Annotated in this window: 14 protein-coding genes; 5 read left to right on the top strand and 9 right to left on the bottom strand. The window is 70.8% G+C overall.

The window, feature by feature from the left end; all coding sequences use genetic code 11:
* Positions 1-139: 139 nt before the first annotated feature.
* Positions 140-2,098 (bottom strand): ABC transporter ATP-binding protein, encoded by a 1,959-nt coding sequence (locus tag ACFQ87_RS21895; protein WP_380612471.1) that lies wholly within the window; start codon positions 2,096-2,098, stop codon positions 140-142.
* Positions 2,095-3,915 (bottom strand): ABC transporter ATP-binding protein, encoded by a 1,821-nt coding sequence (locus ACFQ87_RS21890; protein WP_380612470.1) that lies wholly within the window; start codon positions 3,913-3,915, stop codon positions 2,095-2,097. Before ACFQ87_RS21890 ends, ACFQ87_RS21895 begins: the two co-directional genes overlap by 4 nt.
* Before the next feature lie 233 nt (positions 3,916-4,148).
* Between ACFQ87_RS21890 and ACFQ87_RS21885 the strand changes: the two genes are divergently transcribed.
* Positions 4,149-5,576, top strand: coding sequence for a family 2B encapsulin nanocompartment shell protein (locus tag ACFQ87_RS21885; protein ID WP_380612469.1), 1,428 nt, complete (start codon positions 4,149-4,151; stop codon positions 5,574-5,576).
* Here ACFQ87_RS21885 and glgX read toward each other — a convergent pair whose 3' ends face one another.
* Positions 5,577-7,787: a glycogen debranching protein GlgX gene (gene glgX, locus ACFQ87_RS21880; protein WP_380612468.1), complete on the bottom strand. Its 2,211-nt coding sequence runs from the start codon at positions 7,785-7,787 to the stop codon at positions 5,577-5,579.
* 271 nt (positions 7,788-8,058) lie between these two features.
* Between glgX and ACFQ87_RS21875 the strand changes: the two genes are divergently transcribed.
* From ACFQ87_RS21875 to ACFQ87_RS21860, 4 genes are all read left to right on the top strand, one after another.
* Complete coding sequence (locus ACFQ87_RS21875; protein ID WP_380612467.1) at positions 8,059-9,297, top strand: Ig-like domain-containing protein; 1,239 nt, start codon at positions 8,059-8,061, stop codon at positions 9,295-9,297.
* A 214-nt stretch (positions 9,298-9,511) separates the two neighbouring features.
* Positions 9,512-10,771, top strand: a complete 1,260-nt coding sequence (locus tag ACFQ87_RS21870; protein WP_380612466.1) for an Ig-like domain-containing protein — start codon at positions 9,512-9,514, stop codon at positions 10,769-10,771.
* 201 nt (positions 10,772-10,972) lie between these two features.
* Complete coding sequence (locus ACFQ87_RS21865) at positions 10,973-12,184, top strand: Ig-like domain-containing protein (RefSeq protein ID WP_380612465.1); 1,212 nt, start codon at positions 10,973-10,975, stop codon at positions 12,182-12,184.
* Between the two features lie 198 nt (positions 12,185-12,382).
* Entirely contained in the window at positions 12,383-12,880 is a 498-nt protein-coding gene (locus ACFQ87_RS21860; RefSeq protein ID WP_380612464.1) for an ATP-binding protein, read from the top strand.
* Positions 12,881-13,169: 289 nt separating this feature from the next.
* Here the strand turns inward: ACFQ87_RS21860 and ACFQ87_RS21855 are convergent, their stop codons facing one another.
* From ACFQ87_RS21855 to ACFQ87_RS21830, 6 genes are all read right to left on the bottom strand, one after another.
* Complete coding sequence (locus ACFQ87_RS21855) at positions 13,170-13,613, bottom strand: hypothetical protein (RefSeq protein WP_380612463.1); 444 nt, start codon at positions 13,611-13,613, stop codon at positions 13,170-13,172.
* Positions 13,613-14,023: a helix-turn-helix domain-containing protein gene (locus ACFQ87_RS21850; RefSeq protein ID WP_380612461.1), complete on the bottom strand. Its 411-nt coding sequence runs from the start codon at positions 14,021-14,023 to the stop codon at positions 13,613-13,615. Before ACFQ87_RS21850 ends, ACFQ87_RS21855 begins: the two co-directional genes overlap by 1 nt.
* Before the next feature lie 64 nt (positions 14,024-14,087).
* A complete protein-coding gene (locus tag ACFQ87_RS21845) occupies positions 14,088-14,447 on the bottom strand; it encodes a type II toxin-antitoxin system RelE/ParE family toxin (RefSeq protein WP_380612460.1) in 360 nt (119 codons plus the stop codon).
* An 81-nt stretch (positions 14,448-14,528) separates the two neighbouring features.
* The gene (locus tag ACFQ87_RS21840; RefSeq protein WP_380612459.1) at positions 14,529-15,389 is read right to left on the bottom strand and encodes a hypothetical protein; all 861 of its coding nucleotides are present in this window, start codon (positions 15,387-15,389) and stop codon (positions 14,529-14,531) included.
* 213 nt (positions 15,390-15,602) lie between these two features.
* Entirely contained in the window at positions 15,603-15,803 is a 201-nt protein-coding gene (locus ACFQ87_RS21835; RefSeq protein WP_380612458.1) for a DUF397 domain-containing protein, read from the bottom strand.
* Complete coding sequence (locus tag ACFQ87_RS21830; RefSeq protein ID WP_380612457.1) at positions 15,800-16,612, bottom strand: helix-turn-helix domain-containing protein; 813 nt, start codon at positions 16,610-16,612, stop codon at positions 15,800-15,802. Before ACFQ87_RS21830 ends, ACFQ87_RS21835 begins: the two co-directional genes overlap by 4 nt.
* Between the last annotated feature and the right edge of the window lie 71 nt (positions 16,613-16,683).

Raw genomic sequence — 16,683 nt, 5'->3', positions numbered from 1 at the left:
GGTTCTCTTCGCTCCCACCCGTCTTCGTCAGGACAGCAACACCGATTTGTTGGGGGGGGGGGATGGGCGTCCCTGAGGGGGCTGGGCTACCGGGCCGGGTCCGGAACGCCCCCCCGGCCCGGCCACAACTGTGGGCCTCCTAGACGAGGCTGTCCCGCCAGGCCCGGTGGAGGGCGGCGAAGCGGCCGGAGCCGTCGATCAGGTCCTGCGGGGAGCCGTCCTCGACGATCCGGCCCTGGTCCATCACCAGGACGCGGTCGGCGATCTCCACCGTGGAGAGCCGGTGCGCGATGATCACCGCCGTCCGGCCGGCCAGCACGGTGCGCATCGCCCGCTGGACCGCCTGCTCGCCGGGGACGTCCAGGGAGCTGGTGGCCTCGTCCAGGATCAGCACGGCCGGGTCGGCCAGCAGGGCGCGGGCGAAGGCGACCAGCTGGCGCTGGCCGGCGGAGATCCGGCCGCCGCGCTTGCGCACGTCGGTGTCGAAGCCGTCCGGGAGCGCGGTGATGAACGCGTGGGCGCCGATGTCGCGGGCGGCCTGCTCGACCTCCGCGCGGGTGGCGCCGGGGCGGCCGATCGCGATGTTCTCCGCGACGGTGCCGGAGAACAGGAAGGACTCCTGGGTCACCATCACCACTGCGCGCCGCAGCTCGGGGGTGGCGAGGTCGCGCAGGTCCACCCCGTCCAGCCGGATCCGGCCGTCGGTGGGGTCGTAGAAGCGGGCCAGCAGCTTGGCGACCGTCGACTTGCCCGCGCCGGTCGCCCCGACCACCGCGACCGTCTGCCCGGCCGGGATCAGCAGGTCGAAGGGCGGCAGCACCTCCTTGCCGGTGCGGTAGGCGAAGCGGGTCCGCTCGAAGGAGACCTCGCGGGCTGTGACTCGCCCGCTCGCTGGGACTCGCCCGCTCGCCTCCGGGCGCTCGGACCCGGTGCCGACGCTCTTCGCTTCGGCACTCCCTCCTTCGGCTCGGGGCGGGAGCCGTTTCGGCGCGGCCGGTTCGGCGACGGTCGGCTCGTGGGCCAGCAGGCCGGCGATCTTCTCCAGCGCCGCGGCGGCGGCCTGGTAGCTGTTCAGGAACATCGCCAGCTGGTCGATCGGGTCGAACAGGCGGCGCAGGTAGAGCACGAAGGCGGTGAGCACGCCCAGCTCCAGCGCGTCGTCCACCACCAGGTAGGCCCCGAACAGCACGATGCCGGTGGTCCAGAGGTTGGCGGTGGCGCGGGAGAGGCCGACGTAGCGGGCGAGCTCCAGGAAACCCTCCGCGTTGGCCGTGGAGGACTGCGAGTTGACCACCGCGAAGGCGGCGTCGTTGGTCTTCTCGCGGCGGAAGGCCTGCACCGGACGGATGCCGTTCATGGTCTCGGTGAAGCGCACGATCATCGAGGCCGCGGCGGTCCGTGAGCGGCGGTAGACCCGGCGGGAGCGGGTGCGGAAGGAACGGGCGATCAGGGCCAGCGGAAGGAAGGCGAGCAGCGAGGCCAGGCCGAGCCGCCAGTCCAGCACCACCAGCAGCACCGAGATGTAACAGGCCGACAGGAAGACGGTCAGCAGTTCCTGGAGCCCTTCGGAGAGCAGCTCGCGCAGCGCGTCGATGTCGCTGGTGGCGCGGGAGATGATCCGGCCCGAGGTGTAGCGCTCGTGGAAGTCCAGACTGAGTCGCTGGGCGTGTTGGAAGATCCGGCCGCGCAGCTCCAGCAGGACGTCCTGGTTGACCCGGGCGCTGATCTTGATGAACGCCCACTGGAGCAGCGGGCTGAGCAGGGTGCAGCACAGGTAGCCGGCCACCACCGCGACCAGCGGGCCGGAGTCGTGCTCGCGCAGCGCCGGGATGCCGCGGTCCATCGCCACCGCGACCAGCAGCGGGCCGGACTGCAGCGCGGCCTGCTGGACCAGGATCACCACCATCGCGACGGCGATCCGGGCCCGGTGCGGGCCGAGCAGCGAGCGCAGCAGCGCCCTCGGCGCGCCGGGCGGGACGGGGATGTCCTCCTCGTCGGCCGGGGGCGGGGGCAGCTCCTCCTCGACCGGCTCGACCGGCTCGGCCGGTTCGACCGGCTCGGGCTGGGAGGGCTGGGCGGGTTGGACGGTGGTGGTCATCGGGCGGGCTCCCTGTCCGGGACGAAGGGGCCGTCCGACCCGAGGGCGGTCTCGCCCGACATCAGTTCGCGGTAGTGCGCGCAGTCGCGCAGCAGTTCCTGGTGGGTGCCGACGGCTTCGATCCGGCCGTCCGCGAGCACCGCGACCCGGTCGGCGAGCAGCACGGTGCTCGGGCGGTGGGCGACCACCAGGGCGGTGGTGGAGCCGAGCACCTCGCGCAGCGCCTGTTCGACCAGGGCCTCGGTGTGCACGTCGAGGGCGGAGAGCGGGTCGTCCAGCACCAGGAAGGCCGGGCCGCCGACCACCGCGCGGGCCAGCGCGAGGCGCTGGCGCTGGCCGCCGGACAGGCTCAGGCCCTGCTCGCCGACCTCGGTCTCCACCCCGGCCGGGAGCTGGTCGACGAAGCCGGCCTGGGCGGTGGCGAGGGCCGAGCGCAGCTGCCGCTCGTCCGCGCCGGGGGCGCCCATCAGCACGTTCTCCCGGACGGTGGCGGAGAACAGGGTGGGCTCCTCGAAGGCCACCGCGACCAGTTCGCGCAGCTTCTCCCGGGGCAGCTCGCGGATGTCCCGGCCGTCCAGGGTGATGGTGCCGGCGGTGGCCTCGTACAGCCGGGGGAGCAGCGCGGTGAGCGTCGTCTTGCCGCTGCCGGTGGTGCCGACCAGGGCCATCGTCTCGCCGCTGCGGACGTGCAGGTCGATGCCGGCCAGCAGGTCGGGGCTGTCGGCGGGGGCGTCGGGGAAGCGGAAGCGGACGTCGGTGAAGCGGATGCCGTCCGGGGCGCCGAGGCGGGTGGCGGTGCCCGGGTCCTCGGTCTCGGGTTCGTCCAGGACCTCGAAGAACCGGTCGGTGGCGGTGGCGGCCTCGTTGGCGTAGGCGAGCAGCCAGCCGAGCGACTCGACCGGCCAGCGCAGCGCGAGCGCGGTGGAGAGGAAGGCGACCAGGGTGCCGGCGCTCAGTTCGTCGTGGGCGACCAGGTAGGCGCCGGCGGCCAGGGCACAGCCGAGGGCGATCTCCGGCAGGCCGACGATCACCGCCCACAGGTTGGCGAGCAGGTGGGCCTTGCGCAGTTCGGTGCGGCGCAGCCGGTGCGACTGTTCGCGGAAGTGCTCGGCCATCGAGCGGTGGCGGCCGAAGGCCTTGAGGATGCGGATGCCGAGGATGGACTCCTCGACCACGGTGGCGAGGTCGCCGTTCTGGTCCTGGGCGAGTCGGGCGGCGCCGGAGTAGCCGGACTCGAAGCGCCGGGTGAGTACGAACAGCGGCACGGAGGGCAGCAGGACGATCAGGGCGAGCCGCCAGTCCTGGGTGAACATCAGCACCGTGCCGGCCAGGAAGGTCACCGAGTTGACGACCAGGAACACCAGCGGGAAGGCCAGGAAGAGCCGCATGGCGTTCATGTCGGTGGTGGCCCTGGAGAGCAGCTGGCCGGAGCCCCAGCGGTCGTGGAAGGAAACCGGCAGCCGCTGGAGCTTGGCGTAGAGGTCCCCGCGCATGGCGGCCTCCAGCCGGCCCAGCGGGCGGGAGAGGACCACCCGGCGGGTGTAGAACAGTGCGGACTCGACCAGGCCGAGGAGCAGCAGCAGGCCGACCGGCGGCCAGAGGCCGGCCAGGTCGTGTGAGGCGAGCGGGCCGTCGACGATCCGGCCGAGCACCATCGGGACGGCGAGGGTGCTGAGCATGGCGAGCGAGGCGGCCGACACCGAGACGGCGAGGCGGCCGCGCACGGCCCGGGCGTAGGGCCACAGGCGCAGCAGGGAGCGGACCGTGGAGCGGTGGCTTCCGGTCGCGGGGGCGTCGTCTTGTCTGTTCTCGGCCATCGCGGTGAGGGTAGGCAGAGAGTCCGTCACTTCTCATCCGGTTTTTCGCCCCTGTCGGTGGCACCCGGCGAGAACCGGCCATCCGGACGGGCGGGGCGCGGGCGGAGCTCAGGGCGTGCGGTGCCGTTCGTGCAGGGAGGAGTGCGCCGCGCGCCTCTTGCGAGCCCCTGCCGATCGGCCGATGACACCTCCTGACGGATGTTCATTGGTGCGCGTGTGACAGGAGTGTGCAGATGACGGTCGAGACCGAAACCACCCCGGGCCCCGGCTCCGCAACCGTGCAGGTACGGGCCCAGCTCTCCCTCAGCACGACCGCCGCGCGGAACCTGGCGACGACGACCAAGTCGAAGCCGCAGATGCAGGGGATCACATCCCGCTGGCTGCTCAAGATGCTGCCGTGGGTGCAGGTCAGCGCGGGCACCTACCGGGTGAACCGCCGTCTGAGCTACGCCACCGGGCGCGGCCGGGCGAGCTTCACCAAGACCGGTTCCGCGGTGGCGGTGATCGCCCCGTCGCTGGCCGAGTTGCCGGTGCTGCGCGGCTTCGAGGACCAGGATGTGCTGGCCGAGCTGGCCCGCCGGTTCGTCCAGCGGGACTTCGCGCCGGGCGACGTCCTGGTGCGGGAGGGGGCGCCGATCGAGGAGGTGCTCCTGATCGCGCACGGCAAGGTCGACCGGATCGGCACCGGCAAGTACGGTGACCCGACCGTGCTCGGCTCGCTCGCGGACGGCGACCACGTCGGCGACGAGGCGATCACCGACGGCGGCGGCACCTGGCAGTACACCGTGAAGGCGACCACCGCCGGGGTCGCGATGGCGCTGTCCTGGCCGGTGCTGCAGGAGCTGATCGGCCGCTCCGAGGCGCTGCGCGAGCAGCTGCTGGGCTACGCCGCCGACGCCGCCCAGGCGCAGAACGCGCACGGCGAGGCGGAGATCGACCTCTCGGCCGGCCGCGAGGGCGAGTACGAGCTGGCCACCACCTTCGTGGACTACGAGCTGGAGCCGCGCGAGTACGAGCTGAGCGTCGCGCAGACCGTCCTCAAGGTCCACACCCGGGTCGCGGACCTCTACAACAAGCCGATGAACCAGACCGAGGAGCAGCTGCGGCTGACCGTCGAGGCGCTGCGCGAGCGGCAGGAGCACGAGCTCATCAACAACCCGGAGTTCGGCCTGCTCGGCAACACCGACTTCGACCAGCGGATCCAGACCCACGCCGGCGCGCCCACCCCGGACGACCTGGACGAGCTGCTCAGCATGCGCCGTGACACCGACTACCTGTTCGCCCACCCGCGGGCGATCGCGGCCTTCGAGCGGGAGTGCAGCAAGCGCGGCGTCTACCCCGGCACGGTCGACGTCCTCGGCAAGCACCGGCCGGTCTGGCGCGGGGTGCCGATCTTCCCGTGCAACAAGATCCCGGTGACCGAGGACCGGACCAGCTCCTTCATCGCGATGCGGGTCGGCGAGGACAGCCAGGGCGTGGTCGGCCTCACCCAGGTCGGCATCCCGGACGAGGTCGAGCCCGGCCTGAACGTGCGCTTCATGGGCATCGACGAGAAGGCGATCGCCTCCTACCTGGTCAGCGCCTACTACTCGGCGGCGGTGTTGGTGCCGGACGCGATCGGCATCCTGGAGAACGTCGAGGTCGGTCACGCCCTGGCCTGATCACCCCACGTGGGCGGGCGCCCGCAGCAGCTGCAGCGAGCGCCCGCCCAGCGCCACCGCGCCCCGCGGGTACGGCTCGCCCGTGCCCGCGGCGACCGTGTCCACCACTGTCTCGTACGCGGCCTCCGGCGCCGCCCAGGGCTCCCCGGGCAGGGTGAACACCACCGGTTCACGGCCCGCGTTGAGCAGCAGCAGGAAGCTGTCGTCCGCAGTCGGCCGACCGGTGCCGTCCCGTTCGGACATCGCGCTGCCGGAGAGCAGCATGCCGAGGCAGGCGGTGGGGGCGAACCAGTCCGCTTCGGTCATCTCCTTGCCGAGCGGGGTGAACCAGGCGAGGTCGGGCTGACCGCCGGGGGCGGCGGCCCGGCCGGAGAAGAACGCCCGTTGGCGCAGCACAGGGTGGGCGCGGCGCAGCCGGATCAGCCGGGCGGTCAGGTCGCACAGCTCGCGCCAGCCGGGCTGCTCCAGCAGCGACCAGTCGAGCCAACTGACCTCGCCGTCCTGGCAGTAGGCGTTGTTGTTGCCGCCCTGGGTGCGGCCGAGCTCGTCCCCGGCGGTGATCATCGGGACTCCGGCGGAGAGCAGCACCGTGGCCGTCAGGTTGCGCAGTTGGCGCAGCCGCAGCGCGTTGACCGCGCTGTCGGTGGTCTCGCCCTCGGTGCCGTGGTTCCAGGAGCGGTTGTCGTCGGTGCCGTCCCGGTTGGCCTCGCCGTTGGCCTCGTTGTGCTTGCGGTCGTAGGAGACGAGGTCCCGCAGGGTGAAACCGTCGTGCGCGGTCACGTAGTTGACGGAGGCGTACGGGCGGCGGCCGCCGCGCTGGTAGAGGTCGGAGGAGCCGGAGAGCCGGTAGCCGAGCTCGCGCACGTCCGGGCGGGCGCCGCGCCAGAAGTCCCGTACGGTGTCGCGGTACTTGTCGTTCCACTCGGCCCACAGCGGGGGGAAACCGCCGACCTGGTAGCCGCCCGGGCCGACGTCCCAGGGCTCGGCGATCAGCTTCACCCGGCTGAGCACGGGGTCCTGGGAGACGGCGGCGAGGAAGGGGTGTTCCATGTCGACCCCGTCCGTGCCCCGGGCCAGGGCGGCCGCGAGGTCGAAGCGGAAGCCGTCCACGCCCATCTCGGTGACCCAGTAGCGCAGTGCGTCGGTGATCAGCCGGATCACCTGCGGGCGGCGGGTGTCCAGGGTGTTGCCGCAGCCGGTGTAGTCGGCGTAGCCGCGCGGGCGGTGCGGGGCGAGGCGGTAGTAGGCGGCGTTGTCGATGCCGCGCAGCGAGAGCGCCGGGCCGAGTTCGGCGCCCTCGGCGGTGTGGTTGAACACCACGTCGAGGATCACCTCGATCCCGGCGGAGTGCAGGGCGCGGACCATCCGCTTGAACTCGCCGACCTGGCCGCCGCGCGAGCCGGAGGCGGAGTAGCCGGCGTGCGGGGCGAAGTAGCCGATCGTGTTGTAGCCCCAGTAGTTGACCAGGCCGCGGGCCTGCAGGTGGTCCTCGCTGGCGTACTGGTGCACCGGCAGCAGCTCGACGGCGGTGACGCCGAGGCGGGTGAGGTGGGCGATCGCGGCGGGGTGGGCCAGGCCGGCGTAGGTGCCGCGCAGGTCGGGCGGGATGTCGGGGTGGCGCATGGTGAAGCCGCGGACGTGGAGCTCGTAGAGCACCGTCTCGGCCCACGGGGTCTTCGGGCGGTGGTCGTCGTACCAGTCGTCGTCATCGTGGACGACCACGGACCTGGGCACGTAGGGGGCGGAGTCGCGGTTGTCCCGGACGGTGTCGGCGACGTCGGCCTCCGGCCAGTTGCGGACGGCGGAGCAGGCGGCGTCGTGCGAGGTGTAACAGCCGTCGACGGCGCGGGCGTACGGGTCGAGCAGCAGCTTCGCCGGGTTCCAGCGCGCGCCGGTCCACGGGTCCCAGCGGCCGTGCACCCGGAAGCCGTAGCGGGTGCCGGGGCGTACGCCGGGCAGGAAGCCGTGCCAGATCTGGAAGTCCTGCTCGGTCAGGCGGTGCCGGCTCTCCCGGCCGTCCTCGTCGAACAGGCACAGGTCGACGGCCTCGGCGCCGGCCGCCCAGAGCGCGAAGTTGGTGCCCGAGCCGCCGAGTTGACCGGTCCGGAAGCGGGCGCCGAGCGGCTGCCAGCTGCCGGGCCACGGTGGCTCGGCGGGGTGCGGGGCGCCGTCCGGCCGTACCCCGGCTTCCAGCTCCTGCCCTGACGCCATGGCCGTCCCTCCCTGAACGGGGTGTCCCGGAACCCGTTCACCTTCTCTTTCCCGGATTGCGGGGGGAGGAAGCCGCTGAACGGGGGCTTACCGGCGGATGGCGGGTGGGGGTGCTGGGGGTGGGCTGGTGCGGGGTGGGGTGGCGTGGGCGCGCGGGGCGGAGCCCGCGCCCACGGGGGTGGGGGACTGGCGTGTCCCCGCTGGGACGGTCCTCGTTGTTCCCGACGTCGGACGCTCCGGATGGCGGAGCCGAGTGGTGGGAGGCCCCGGGATGCGGCGCCGAGTCGAGGTGTGGGCGCGGCGGGTGGGGGTGGCGGGCTGGTGCCTGCTGCTGCTCACGGGGTGTGGTGGCGGCGGCTCGCCGGGCGCGCCCGCCGAGGACGCGGTCGGAGCGGCCGGCGCCTCGTACACCCCGCCCCCGCCGCCGTCCCGGGCGGTGCTCACCGCGCTGCCCGCGGACGGCGCCCAGGACGTCCCTCCGGAGGGCCCGGTGCGGGTGAACGCCGCCCAGGGGCGGCTGGTGTCGGTCCGGCTGGCCGACGGCAGGGGCGCCGAGCTGCCCGGCACGATCAGCCCGGACGGTGCCGCCTGGGCGCCGGACGGTCCGCTGCCGCTCGGTACCGCCTTCACCCTGGACGCCGTCGCCGAGGACGACCAGGGCCAGCGGGCGGCCCAGCACTCGGCGTTCTCGACCGTCGCCCGGGCGCACACCTTCGTCGCCTTCTTCACCCCGGAGGACGGCTCCACGGTCGGCGTCGGGATGCCGGTCTCGCTGCGTTTCAGCCGTCCGATCGCCGACCGGGCCGCGGTGGAGAAGGCCGTCCAGGTCACCGCCGACCCGCCGGTGCCGGTGGCCGCGCACTGGTTCGGCAACCAGCGGCTGGACGTCCGCCCGCGGCAGTACTGGGCGGCCGGCACCAAGGTCACCGTGGCGTTGCGGCTCAAGGACGTGCAGGGCGCGCCGGGCGTGTTCGGCTCCCAGACCCGGGACCTGCACTTCACCGTCGGCCGGGCGCAGGTCTCCACCGTCGACCTGGACGCGCACACCCTGACCGTCCGGGCCGGGCAGGGCGGCAAGGTGGTCCGGGTGCTCAAGGTGTCGGGCGGCAGCCCCGACCACCCCACCTACCGGGGCGTGATGGTGGTGTCGGAGAAGTACAAGGTGACCCGGATGAACTCGCAGACCGTCGGGATGGGCAACGAGTACGACATCAAGGACGTCCCGCACGCGATGCGGCTGACCGCCTCCGGCACCTTCCTGCACGGCAACTACTGGGCCGACCCGGGGGTGTTCGGCACCGCCAACACCAGCCACGGCTGCATCGGCCTGGCCGACGCCAAGGGCGGCACGAGCAAGGACACCCCGGCGGGCTGGCTGTTCGAGCACACCGTCCCGGGGGACGTGGTGGAGGTGAAGGCCTCGGCCGGGGACTTCGTGCCACCGTCGAACGGGCTGGGCGACTGGAACGTGCCGTGGGACCAGTGGGTGGCCGGGAGCGCCCTGCGCTAGCCGCCGGCCGTCTTCACCCGTGGTTCACCCCCGTTACACCCACCTCCCCTGACCTTTCACTCAGACGGCCCAGTTATCCTGCTCCGGCGCGTCGGCGCCGGGTCCCAGTGTCCGGAGGCGAGCGGGCGAACAACAGCGCGAAAGATCGGCACCCGGTGCAACTCATGGGGGCTCTCGACGCGTCAAGAGAGTGAACACCGGGAGGGGAGAATCCGTGAAGACGGGTAAGGCGGCCGGCGCCGCGATACGCACCAGCAACCGCTACGGGCGCAGGGCTGCGATGGCGTTGGTCATGGGTGGGGTGCTGCTGCTCACGGCGGCGTGCAACGACGACAAGGGCGGCAGTTCAGGGGACGCCGCCGCGACCGCGTCCGCGGACGCGAACGGGACGGCCGCCCCGGGGGGCAACGCGGCCACGCCGAAGGCCTCGGCGGCACAGCTCGCGGTCGAGCCGAAGGACGGCGCCCACGACGTCGCGCCGAACGCGTTGCAGGTGTCCGTCTCCAACGGCAAGCTCACCACGGTCGAGGTGACCGACAAGAACGGCAAGCCGGTCGAGGGCGCGATCACCCCGGACGGCACCGGCTGGAAGCCCTCGGCGGCGCTCGCCGTCGGCATGGCGTACAAGGTGAACGCGCAGGCCAAGGACGACGCCGGGCTGGTGTCCGCGTCGACCACCTCGTTCACCACGCTGACGCCGGAGAAGAAGGTCTCCACCAACGACAACATCAGCGACGGCGCCACCTACGGCGTCGGCATGATCGTCTCGGTGAACTTCAGCAAGGGCGTCAAGAACAAGGACGCGGTCGTGAAGGGGATCACCGTCGAGGCCAGCGACGGCACCACGGTCAAGGGCCACTGGTTCGGTGACGACCGGCTGGACTTCCGCCCGGAGAACTACTGGAAGCCGGGCACCAAGGTGACGGTGCACTACCGGCTGAAGAGCGTCGAGGTCGCGCCGGGCATCTACGGCGACGTGGACAAGGACGAGCCGTTCACCATCGGCCGCTCGATGATCTCCACCGCGGACTCCAAGTCGCACCAGATGACCGTCGAGCGGGACGGCAAGAGCACCACCGTGCCGGTCACCCTGGGCGCGGACGCGACGCCGTCCTGGGGCGGGACGATGGTGATCATGGAGAAGGACAAGGTCACCCACATGGACTCGCACACCGTCGGCCTCGGCGGCGAGTACGACATCAAGGACGTCCCGCACGCGATGCGGCTGACCTCCTCCGGCACCTTCGTGCACGGCAACTACTGGGCCGACCCCGCCCCCTTCGGCAAGGTCAACAAGAGTCACGGCTGCATCTCGATGGCGGACGAGAAGGGTGGCAGTGACAGCTCGGTCGCGGGCAAGTTCTTCAACGACTCGATGGTCGGCGACGTCGTGAAGATCGTGAACACCAAGGAGAAGACCGTCTCGCCGTCCAACGGGCTGGGCGGCTGGAACGTCGACTGGGCCAGCTGGTAGGACAGGCAGGTTTATCGCCGAGCGGCCCGATCCTCACCCGTTGGGGTTCGGGCCGCTCGGTTTTCGGGGCAAGAAGCCCCTCGAATGGCGCAACCTTTCCGGTGGCCGGGCGCGTATACGGGTCGGGTCCGCCGGTGCGTCGGGTCCGCCGGTCCGTCGGGTGCGTCGGGTCCACGGGGAGTTCTGAGGGAGGGAGTCGACGTGAGGTCGATACGCAGGGTGGTGGCCGCCGGTCTGGTCGGCGGGGCGATGGCGTTGACCGCGGCCTGTGGCGGTGGCGGGGGCGGGAGCGCCGCGAAGGCCGATCTGGGGGCCGGCGCGGCCGCCTCCAAGCCCGCTTCGGCTCCGAGCAGCTCGGCGCCGAAGGTTTCGGCGGCCACGGTGAGCATCGAGCCGAAGAGCGGCGCGGTGGACGTGGCGCCGGGCGCGCTCAAGATCGGGGCGACCGGCGGCAAGCTCACCACCGTCAAGGTGAGCGACAAGACCGGCAAGGAGGTCGCCGGCACCATCGCCGCGGACGGCTCCAGCTGGACCCCGTCCACCGGCCTCTCGGTGGGCACCGCCTACCAGGTCAGCGCGATGGCCGCGGACGCCGACGGCGTGGTCGCCACGGCGGACAGCAGCTTCACCACGCTGACCCCGGAGGCGCTGGCCAAGGCCTCCGACAACGTGGACGACAACGCCACGTACGGCGTCGGCATGATCGTCTCGGTGGACTTCAGCAAGGACGTGAAGAACAAGGACGCGGTCGCGAAGGGGATCACCTTCGAGGCCAGCGACGGCACCGCGGTCAAGGGCCACTGGTTCGACGACCGCCGGCTGGACTTCCGCCCGGAGCAGTACTGGAAGCCGGGCACCAAGGTGACGGTGCACTACCGGCTCAAGAGCGTGGAGATCGCCCCCGGGGTGTACGGCAGTGACCGGGACGAGCCCTTCACGATCGGGCGATCCCAGGTTTCGACGGTTGACGCGGCCGCGCACAAGATGACGGTGGTCCGGGACGGGCAGTCGAGCGACATCGACATCACCTCCGGCTCGTCCGAACACCCCACCTGGAACGGGACGATGGTGGTCATGGCCAAGGAGGGCACGGTGCGGATGCAGTCCAGCACCCTGCCCGGCATGACCGGCTCGCCGTACGACCTGCAGGTGCCGCACTCGATGCGGCTGACCACCAGCGGGACGTACGTACACGGCAATTACTGGAGCGACGCCTTCGGGGAGGACAACGTCAGCCACGGCTGCGTGGGCCTCAAGGACGTCAAGGGCGGCGGGGACGGCACCTCGATGGGCAAGTTCTACGACGGCTCGATGGTCGGGGACGTGGTGATCGTGAAGAACTCCACCAAGAAGGAGACGCTCGACCCGTCGAACGGGCTGAGCGGCTGGAACGTGCCGTGGAGCCAGTGGTAATCGCCAGGTAGGGGCCGTTTGCTGTCAACCCGGGCTTGACGAGTTCAGGCCCGGGTCGTCGCTTTCCTGCCCCGGGCATATGCCGACTCTGGGGAGATCCTTTGCTCATTGTCCGTACGCGGCCGCTTGCGTTCCGCAATGATGGTCCGCATGGCGGGTTGGGGCGAAACAGATCAGTCATCGGTTCCCGGGGCCGGCGTGGTGGCCGAAGCGCCCTGGATCGACGTCCAGGGAGCGCTCTCGGCGCTGGAGCGGCTCAGTTCCGAGGAGCTGCAGGAGATGTATTCGGGCAGGCTGTGCGATCAGTCCGCGCCGAGCGAGGTGAGGTTGCCGTCCCGGCCGGAGTCGGGCCCGGTGGCCCGCAAGCTGGTGTTGGACGTCCTGGAGTCCTGGGAGCTCCACCAGCACCTGGAGGCGGGGGAGTTGCTCACCAGTGAGCTGGTGTCCAACGCGGTGCGGCACGCCGCCGGGCGGACCATCGGCCTCCACGTCAGCCGCAAGCCCGGATGGCTGCGGGTCGAGGTCCGCGACTCCTCCCGGGCGCTGCCCTGCATGATCCTCGCCGAGGCCAGGCCGGTGAACGAGCGCGGCCGCGGGCTGAAGATCGTCGACGACCTCGCCGACCGCTGGGGCGCGGACCTGCTGCCGCGCGGCAAGGGCGTCTGGTTCGAGCTGCGGATCCGCGAGCGGCACTGAGTCGCGCTTTCGGGTCCGGATACGCGCAGGGCCCCCGGGCTCGCCGTGTTCCGGCGGATGGGGGCCCCTGCAAGTCATCGCGCCGGCCAAGGGGGTGCGTGCCGCGCGATGGGCGTCGGCAGTGCCAGGTCGGGCCCGCCGAAGTCGATGCCTTGACTATCGCACGAATCTCAGCATATGGGCAAACCGGGCGTCTTGGATTGCAAGGTTTGTAACCTACTTCACCTTTAGATTTTGCATAGGTTAACGCCGCCACCTGTGAATATTCATGATCCCTGGCGCGGTCGGCCTACTCGGCCGTCCGCCAGGGGTTCCGCAGCGAGAGCATCGGGGTGTCGACGCCGAGCCTCGTCGCGGTGCTGTGCAGCGACTCCCGCAGGTACGGGTAGAGGACGGTGATCCCGATCTGCTCGATGAACCGCTGTTGGAGGCCCGGTGTCAGTTCGAACGGCCCACCGGCGGAGAATGCGGCCACGGCATCGACGGCGAAGTCCGCCTGGGTGTTGCCCACCTCCAGGCGGCACCGCACCTCCAGCACGGTCCCGTCGTCCCCCTCGCGGAGCCATGTGAGGAGCGATGTCCGACCGTCCTCCTCCGGCCGCGCCTCCTGCTGATCGAAGAGGCGGCGGCCAGAGACCTCCAGGAACGTGACGTCCAGGAGTTCGGCGGCCTCGGCGATCTCGTCGAGGGATGCGAACCGCCGAACCTGCCTTCGCGTGGACGGGCCCGCCATCACGCGGTCACCGGCCTCTGGCTGCCCGGCCCCCAGGCCGCGGGCCGGGGCTTGGACCCCCGCTCGCGCACGGCCACGTGGACCTCGACCTCGACGGGGGCCGGTTGCCAGGCGGGCACGACGGCCGAGCAGGTGTGATCGACCATGCTGTGGAGTTGGGCGCCGACCGCCCGCGCGTAGCGCTGCAAGGTGGAGTAGCGGGCGTCGCCCCCGACGCGTTCGAACTCGGAGATCGTCGACTGGGACGTTCCCATGCGCTGCGCGACTTCGCGCTGGGTGAGGCCGCGCTTCATGCGGGCCACGACCAGCGTCTCCACCAACTCGGCGTATGCCTGGGCGTCTTCCAGGCTCGCTGCGGTGTGGGGAGCGTTCGGATCGATGCCGAGTAGATCATGCAGTGTGGAAGCCATGCTCTCCCTCCTCCTCCCGTTGTTTCAACAGTATCGCCCAAAGCCGATACCGAGGGCTGGGTCTTCACTCATTCGGGTTACGGTTCCGCCACTCCTTGAGGCGCCTCTCGGCCGTGCCGCGCTCGTTCGACGGGGTTTTCTGGGACTTCTTCTGGAAGAAGGACAGTGCCAGGAGTACGAGGCCATCGGCCTCCTCGGCGTACAGGAGCCGGAAGATCCGATGGCTGCCGGTGAGCCGGACCTCAAGGAGGTCGTTCCCGAGATCCTTGACGTCGCCCGGCAGGGTCTGCCGGTCCTTGACCCGCTGCATCAGGACGTAGAGCTTGGCCTGCTCGTGAGGGGCGAGCCGAGCCCTGTCTAGCTCCTTGCGTACTGGCGTCGATCCGTCCGCGCCCTCGTAGAAGGCCCACTCACGTTCGTTCAACGCCCACCCGCCATGCGTCTCGCCTAATGCGCTTATAGGAAGTCTAGGGGCGGTTGGGGCTGCCTCCGGTTCGGCGCTCCGTCAACGAGCTTGAAGGGGTTGGGCGTTGTCACACCTGAGTTCTTGGCGGATGCGGTCGGCATGGCGGTGGACGGCGATGGGGGAGAGGCGGGACGGGGGCGGCGCGGTCCGGTTGATGCCGTCGGGGGAGCGGCAGGCGCGGCAGAGGCCGCCGAGGAGGGCGTGCGGGCGGCAGGGAGTGCGGCAGTCGGTGCACTCGGCGATGCGGGTGACGGGCGAGGCCGTGGGGCGTTCCGGGGGCATCTTGTCGATCAGGCGGCGGCGGGTGAAGGCCGCCGGGCTGTGGACCGGGGTCGGCAGGCCTGCCGTGAGGGCCGCCGTGAAGAGGGCCGGGGTGGTGCCCCGGGCCAGCCACTCGGCGGCGAGCGGTTCGAGGGCCTCGCAGTCGGCGGCGGAGAGGGCCAGGCGGGTGTCCGCGACGCCGAGGCCGGCGAGGGCGGCGTAAGCGGGGGACACCGGGGAAAGCGGGGTAGCGCTTCGCTCCTCCGGGGGATCGGGTGCGTTTTCCGTTGACTCGCGCGCCTCGCCGGTGGCGAGGAAGTGATTCCACCAGGCGTCACTGCGAGGCGTCCGGGAGAAGTAGGTGCGGAACACCCACTGGGGGCGGTCGGCGCTCACGCGCTCGCGGACGCGGCGCAGGTGACCGGCGGTGGAAAGCCTGTTGAGGGCCGTACGGACGGCCATCTGCCCGAAGAGGGGCTGGTAGGCGGCGAGGGTCTTGACGTCCATGGCGGCGCCATCGGGGAGGTTGTTGATCAGGCTGGCGAGGTACGCCTCGCGGACCGGGAGGTGTGTGAAGTCGTCGGCAGCCGGAGGGAGTTCCCCCGGGGCGGTCTGCTTGCCGTATCCGGGCGAGGCCATGGGGAAGGTAGAGTCGTGGGTAGCCACAGGATCGAGCTCGATTCGATCGTGATGGTCAGACCCCCGTTCGGTGTTGGAGCACCGGCCGGGGGTTGATTCGTTAGTGGGCACGCTACACGGCGCGACGGGCCATGGTGAAGTTGTGACGATTAGTCATATCTGCTGCGCACAGGGGTGGTTGGAAGGTGGTTACCCACCCATTCCACTAAGGGGTCACTCGGGCTTGGCGGCTTGAGCTTCGGTCGCGAAGGCGACGAAGGCGGACCAGGCGTCGGGGGAGAAGGCGAGGGTCGGGCCGGCCTTGTCCTTGGAGTCGCGGACGTGGATGGTGGCGGGGGAGGAGGCCACCTCGACGCACTCGCCTCCGTCGCTAGTGCTATAGCTGGACTTGAACCACTGGAGACTGGTGCTCATAGCTCCTCCGCCATCTCTCTGATGAGCGCTTTCGACTCCTCAATGCTGAGGGCCTGCGTGCGGATCATGCCATGGCGCTGCGACAGCGTGTTCACCTGCGCCACGTCGGCGTAGAGGATGCCTGTCTTCTGGCCCTCCACATAGGCAAATTGCTCGTGCTCCGGAGTCTCCAGGAGGATCATCGGCCCGTCCAGGGCCGCGTAGGCTGCGCGGTTGAGTGGGAGTACCTGGACCGAGACGTTGCGCAGTCGGCCGACCTCTAGAAGATGTTCGAGCTGGCGCTTCATGACGCCTTTGTTGCCGACGACTGCGCGGAATGCGGCTTCGTTGATCACGAAGCCGAACAGTGTGGTCGGCGAGTTCCGCAGTCGTTCCTGCCTCTGCATCCGACCGGACACGCGCGACGCGACGGTCTCGTCGTCCAGCGGTGGGTAGGTGTTGCCGATCAGCTCGCGCGCGTACTCCTCGGTTTGCAGCAAGCCGGGGATGAGTAGAGCTGTGTACACCTGAATCGCGATCGCTTCGCGCTCGGCATGCGTGTAGCTCTGCGAGTAGGGCGAGAACTTCTCGGGCTTCAGGTAGTCGACCGCCCCCAGCAGCATCCCCCGCGCATTGCACAACTCATCAGCCACCGTGAGCAACTTGAGCGACGGCTTCCGCCTCCCCGCCTCCATCGACCGCACGCTCTCGTAGTCGTAGCAGGATGCCTTGCACAACTCCTCGCGCGTGACCCCGGCCTGCTCCCGCCACCGCTTGATCTGATCGCCGCAGTACTTCCAGGCCATCGGGTTCTGCTTCGGCGTGGTCATCCCGGCCCCCTCATCGTCCCTGGTCATCCAGCGGTCGACTCTCACGCTGTACCGACGGTGTGACTACTGAG

It is taken from the genome of Kitasatospora sp. NPDC056531, from assembly GCF_042794375.1.
Classification (GTDB): domain Bacteria; phylum Actinomycetota; class Actinomycetes; order Streptomycetales; family Streptomycetaceae; genus Kitasatospora.
Note: the sequence above shows the minus strand (reverse complement) of the source record. Positions and strands in the feature narration are given on the sequence as shown.